This window comes from Chroococcidiopsis sp., assembly GCF_051657925.1.
Lineage (GTDB): Bacteria > Cyanobacteriota > Cyanobacteriia > Cyanobacteriales > Chroococcidiopsidaceae > Chroococcidiopsis.
Window position 1 is genome coordinate 1 of record NZ_JBOFLP010000134.1, and the last position, 5,903, is coordinate 5,903.

At 46.7% G+C, this 5,903-nt stretch carries 4 protein-coding genes and 1 pseudogene; all 5 read right to left on the bottom strand.

The genetic code is table 11. The features are described 5' to 3' along the window. Nucleotides 1-187: 187 nt before the first annotated feature. Nucleotides 188-1,384: a nitric oxide synthase oxygenase gene (locus ACRC32_RS10370; protein WP_438553887.1), complete on the bottom strand. Its 1,197-nt coding sequence runs from the start codon at nucleotides 1,382-1,384 to the stop codon at nucleotides 188-190. Further along, nucleotides 1,385-2,188, bottom strand: a complete 804-nt coding sequence (locus ACRC32_RS10375; RefSeq protein WP_438553888.1) for a class I SAM-dependent methyltransferase — start codon at nucleotides 2,186-2,188, stop codon at nucleotides 1,385-1,387. It abuts the gene before it with no gap. Between the two features lie 31 nt (nucleotides 2,189-2,219). After that, on the bottom strand, nucleotides 2,220-3,818 hold the full coding sequence (locus ACRC32_RS10380; protein WP_438553889.1) for an outer membrane protein assembly factor BamB family protein: 1,599 nt from the start codon (nucleotides 3,816-3,818) through the stop codon (nucleotides 2,220-2,222). Between the two features lie 21 nt (nucleotides 3,819-3,839). Further along, nucleotides 3,840-4,274, bottom strand: a complete 435-nt coding sequence (locus ACRC32_RS10385) for a cupin domain-containing protein (protein WP_438553890.1) — start codon at nucleotides 4,272-4,274, stop codon at nucleotides 3,840-3,842. Between the two features lie 62 nt (nucleotides 4,275-4,336). Continuing rightward, nucleotides 4,337-5,791: pseudogene (locus ACRC32_RS10390) on the bottom strand (GMC family oxidoreductase); the annotation flags it as partial. Nucleotides 5,792-5,903: the final 112 nt, after the last annotated feature.

Here is a 5,903-nt window from a genome sequence, read left to right on the forward strand (position 1 = left end):
AAGACAGAGGTATCGAAGCGATGAATATGCTTAGTAAAGGATGAGCGGTCGGAATCAGCCAAAGGGACAGTACAGGTCAAGCCAAGTTTATCGAAGAACTCTTTGGAGTTATCGTTTCAGACAACAAGATGGACACAGATCGTCGATCGCTAAATAATATTTGAATATTTGCGACGTAGCCTGAAGCTTAACAATCGGGACTGAGTGAGCGAAACGGGCATTGCTGTTGACTATTGGGAAGCACTGCTTGAGAACCAGGTGTAGTAACCTTCCAGTTTATCCTAGGTACAGGCGGTGGAAAAAAATTGGGTTTGAGGCAAACATCGTCCATTTCTTGATGAAAAACTTCTAGTGTAGAAGCAGACATCGGCGGCACGATCCTGCCCCAGTCTGCTGGCACGATTCGTCCAGCTTCAGCCTCACGCTGCCAGTGGCGCATAAACTGTGTAGACGCAGTATGATGATCGACGATCGTCACGCCGCTGGCTGTAAATGAATGCAATACGGCACGATTTAGTTCAACCAAGGCACGATCTTGCCATAAAGAAAGTTTTGAGCGCGTATTTATTCCCATTCGTTGAGCGATCGCGGGTAACATATTGTAGCGCTCTACGTCCCCAAAATTGCGAGCACCAATTTCAGCGCTCATGTACCAACCGCTGAAGGGGGCACAAGAATAGGAGATTCCGCCAATTTCTAATCGCCAGTTTGAAACGGCGGGAAGTGCGTGCCATTTGAGACCTAGTTCTGCAAACCAGTCATACTCAGGATGCGTTATCGAGACTTCCATTACAACTTCTTTTGGTAGTTCAAACCACTGAGGCTTTTGTCCAGGCATCTGAATAACTAACGGTAAGACATCAAATTGAGTACCTTGACCTTTCCAACCAAAGTGTTGACAAAGTTCAGTGAATTCGGTTCGATCGGGATCGCCAACGATCGCGCCATTTGCTTGACGATATCCAGCATAGCGAATCAGTTGCGAATTCCAAATGCGAATACCCGTCTGTCCTGGTAATTCCGGCGCAAAGATACTAATTGTTGAGCGAATATTCCCACCATTGGTTGCCTGCTGAATGTGTTCGACGATCGCGGCAAAGATATCTTCTGCAGTGGTGAGATGGCGCAGATCTCGCACCCTAAGAGACTCCCAAAAGATGCGTCCAATGCAGCGAGTGCTGTTGCGCCAAGCCACTTTAGCACCATAAATCAATTCCTCCTCAGTCTGCCAGTAAGTGCGCGATCGCCGATAGTCGTGGTAAATCTTGACAAGACGTTCCTGCAACTGAGCTTCTGGAAGTGACTGCCCTTGATAAAATAACCGGAGATAGTCAATCGCTTCTAGCAATAGAATTGGCAACGATTCTGTGCATTCTCCATTCACCTATTTCAGGCACTCAATACCCACGATCGGCAAACAGTTAAAGAAATCTTGCCAAAACTCTTGACCAAATTCTTCTACTCCTTGAGGAGAGACTATTGGTTTTTGCCAGCGAACCTCTTTGAAACCCACACTCCGGAAAGCCCATTCATAAGTAGTTTTGCCGAGATAATAGTTATCGAAGCTAAATTTCTGGTCAATCCCAGAGATTGTGTATTTTATAGGTGTGCCTTCGATTAATGGTGAATCTATACTTTTGATAAATCCATACTTTTGAGTAGACAGATAAGACGAAGGGGGTTGGGAATCATTATTATTGATGGTGACGAAACGACCACCTGCTTTAAGATTGGCAAATATACGCTGGCACATTTTAAGTAATTGTTTTCTGGATGAGGCGTAATTAAGTAGATAGGAAGCCACCACTAGATCGAAATCGCCGATTTTACCAAGTTCCAATACATCAGTGAGAATATATTCAATTTCTAGAGGTTGTCTGGTTTGTTCCTGTCTTGCCAGTTCAATCATTTTTTCGGAGATTTCTACCCCGACAACTCTTGCTGCACCTTGTAGTTTGAATTGTCTGGTGTAAAAACCTTCTCCACAAGCTAGATCGAGAATTGATTTTCCGACGAGATTACCAAGCAGATGAAAGTATGTGTGTGCCTCAATATGCAAGCGAAACGGCAACTGTTTAGATTTTTTATACTGTTGGGCTATGGAGTTATAGTATGTCATTTTTTTGTCCTCAACAACTTTTTGCAACACAGCCTTTCTCAGCAGGAGTGTTGGCAAAAAAACCTTCATTCTGCACTAGGTATCAAACGATGTCAATGTGCTACGGCAAGACTGTGAATGCGTAGAACTGATTATTGGGTGTTGTGGTTGGATCGTAGCGCCTATAACCCGATCCCCAATACACCGTACCATCAACCACCGCAGCACCCGCATGTACCGATCCCCCACTGTTAAATTTCCAGAGAATCTTACCAGTCCTTGCGTCCAATGCATACATATTATTCGCACCTTGCCCTGCTGCCATTGAGCCAGCATACACAACTCCATTAGCTACTGTCATTGGAGCCTCAACCTTCCCGCCTGCTGAAGTTTGCCAGATAATCTTACCAGTTGCTGCGTCGAGCGCACTCCATGACCCACCTGTAATAGTCTCACCCGAAGGCTGTAGCTTGTACTCCTTGAACTCGGAGTTTAAGTTCCCAACATAAATTTGTTGACCATCTGTGGCTGAACCCCACTGTGCAGCGTACGAGCCACTAGGACCAAAGATTTGGCTCCAGACAACTTCGCCAGTATCCGCGTCAAGCGCCCAAAAGATACCGCTCTTCTGAGCTGCGCCGACTAAGTCGCGCTGTTTTCCAGCCTTCTTAACAGTAAAAAGCATTGGTGCCTGAGCAAAGTCATAGTCTTCTCCTTGTGGGTCAGGGCAATTCGTCCGATCGAAACCTGGAAAGCAGGCTTGATTGAACGCATCGTACCCTTGGAGTCTTCTCGCCCACTCGATTGCGCCAGTATCGAGATCGAATGCCATAATCGAGTCTAGATGATTGTCAGGGTTGAGGCACTGCGACTGCTCGCTGGGCGTTGAGAAATTCGCAATGCAATCTTTTTCCGCCTGAGGCACATTGTAGTTATTGCCAGTGGCAATATACACCGAGTTGCGTTTGGGATCGATTGCTGGTGTGCTATCCCATATTGCTGCACCTGAGTAGCCACCTGGCTGACCACCATTGTCCGGTACGGTGTAAGTCTTCCACAAAATCTCTCCGGTGGTCAAATCGACCCCCGTCATGCTGCCACGGAAGGTGCAGCATTTGTAGTTTGGATCTGCGCTAGGGTTTCCCTCCTCCAGTGAGGCAAGTCCAACGTATATACGGTTGCGGTAAATAGCCGGCGACTGAGTGATGATGGCATCTGAACGCTCTTCAAGTTTTGTCTTCCAGATTAGCTTTCCCGTATCTTTATTAATTGCCATCAGAAAGGCACCTTCCTGAGTGCCGATAATGACTTTGTTTCCCTTAACCGCTGGACTTGTACGCGAAACTGCTGTTTGGATACTTGGATCGTCAATGTAATTAGCGATACCATTTGACCAAATCTGTTCGCCCGTCTGTGCATCGATCTTGAACAAATTACCGCCCCAGTCAGGTAAGTATACAGCTCCACCTACTACCGCCGGTGTTGCCGAGATGTTGCCACCGGTTGTAAAAACCCATTTAGGAGACAATTTAGCCACGTTAGCTGGACTGAGATATTCCTCAGCTGCTTGATAGCGGGTATTCTCTAGATTTTGTCCACCCAACCTCCACTCACTTTTTGTATTAGCAGCACTGCTAATAGTTGGCACAATTAGGAGCGATGCTACTGCAACGATGACGATCGCCCATCTCAAAAATGAATACTTTCTAATCACTGTCATTCCTTTGTTCATTATAGGAGGCTATAGAGGAGTAAATGGAGTGCGACGCAAAACGGCTAAATCTTCCTTATCCAGATCCACCTCAATTCCACTGCGAATCAGTTCGGCAAAGTGTTCGTTTGGCACCATAATACATAAGGCATATAAGCGGTCCGAACCGATATTCTCAATAAAATGTATGCTGGTGGGAGGCACTAAAAGGCTGTCCCCCGCCTGAATCGGTACTGTTTTACCATCACAGTGAGCGAGTCCTTCTCCTTTAAGAATGAAAAACATTTCCACCGCCCACTGATGCCGATTCGGGGGTTGCTTCCCGCCTACGTCAAATATTTCTACACAAATGATCGGAGAGATGCTAGCACTTGCCGGATCGAACACGATCGCTAACCGATTCGTGGCATCAGGACTGATACGATACACCTGGTAGTCTTGGGGAAATTTAACTACTGGAATCATAAGTTGAGTTGCATTCGCGATAAGCTCATCAGCTGGGTTTAAGTTGCTTTTTGGTTTGAGTTTTACCTTGAAGTGATTTGGCAGGGGAACGAAATTCCCCTGCTGCAAAATTCCGATCGCAAAGCACTAGAAATAGCCTTGGAAGAGTCGATGCATCCAACTTTTATTAAATTAGCTGCCTTTTCTCCAATCATAATCGCGGGTGCATTTGTGTTTCCTGTGGTGATAGTTGGCATAATTGACGCATCAACAACTCGTAACCCTTCAATCCCCCGTACCTTGAGTTGGGGATCGACAACCGCCATCCGATCGATACCCATTTTGCACGTCCCAACAGGATGCCATGCCGTATCGCACGTTTGCCGAATATAATCTTGGATTGCTTTGTCGCTCTTTCCTTCAGCCCCCGGAGCAATTTCCTCGCCCCGAAACTCATTAAACACATCCGAATGGGCAAGTTGACGCGAAATTTTAAGTCCTTCGACCATCAGTTGCATGTCGGATTCTTGCTGAAGATAATTGACCCGAATCAACGGTGGGTCAAAGGGGGAGGAGGAACGCAGTCTCACACTACCACGACTTTGGGGGTGGGTGATACTAAAGACAATGGTGAATCCCGAACCTTCACGTGCAAAGGCAGGATTGACAAATAAGATCGGAACAAGTGTAAATTGCAAATTGGGCGCAGCATCTAAATTATTGTTGGTATGCAGAAATAATCCAGCCTCTCCCCCATTACTACTTGGCGCCAGGGGCAGGTCCTGAGTAGACTGGTAGCCAATAACGGCAAGTGGGTGATCTTGAAGATTCTGACCGACACCTGGCAAATCAACGATCGCAGGAATGCCTAACGCCCGCAGATGCTCAGCTGGTCCAATTCCAGAAAGCATGAGCAGCTTAGGGGAATCGAACGCGCCGGCACTCAGAATCACTTCGGAGTTGACCCTAACTTGATATTCCGTTCCATTTTGGACATACGCTACCCCAACCGTGCGCTTTCCCTCAAAGAGTAAACGAGTCACTAATGCTCCTGTTTGAATGGTTAAATTGGGGCGCTCAAAAATCGGACGCAAGAACGCCACTGCCGTACTGTGGCGCTTGCCATCTTTCACGGTCAGTTGGTAAAGTCCTGTACCTTCCTGCTGTACGCCATTGAAGTCGGAATTTTGCTCATAGCCCTGTGCGATCGCGGCTTCTACAAAGCGTTGCGACACTGGGCTAGGAGAGAGTGGATCTGTGATGCTAAGCAGTCCATCAACCCCGTGAAATAACGATGCTCCCCGCTGCTGGTTTTCCGATTTCTTGAAGTAAGGTAAGACATCCTGATAACTCCAACCTTGATTACCTAACGCTTGCCAGCTATTGTAGTCGCGCTCATTCCCTCGTATATACATCATGCCATTAATCGAACTGCTGCCGCCCAAGACTTTACCGCGTGAAGATAAAATTTTGCGGTTATTTAAGTAGGGTTCCCCTTCAGTTAAGTATGCCCAGTCCACTTCCGAGCCTAAGAGTGAATGGCACTAAGATAAGGTCGAAGCTATCGAGGAATAAAGGTTGCAGCTCTTGTGGGATTTGGAGAAGAGTAGACAGATGAGGGAATCGCAGACAAGCAAACGTTAATGATTC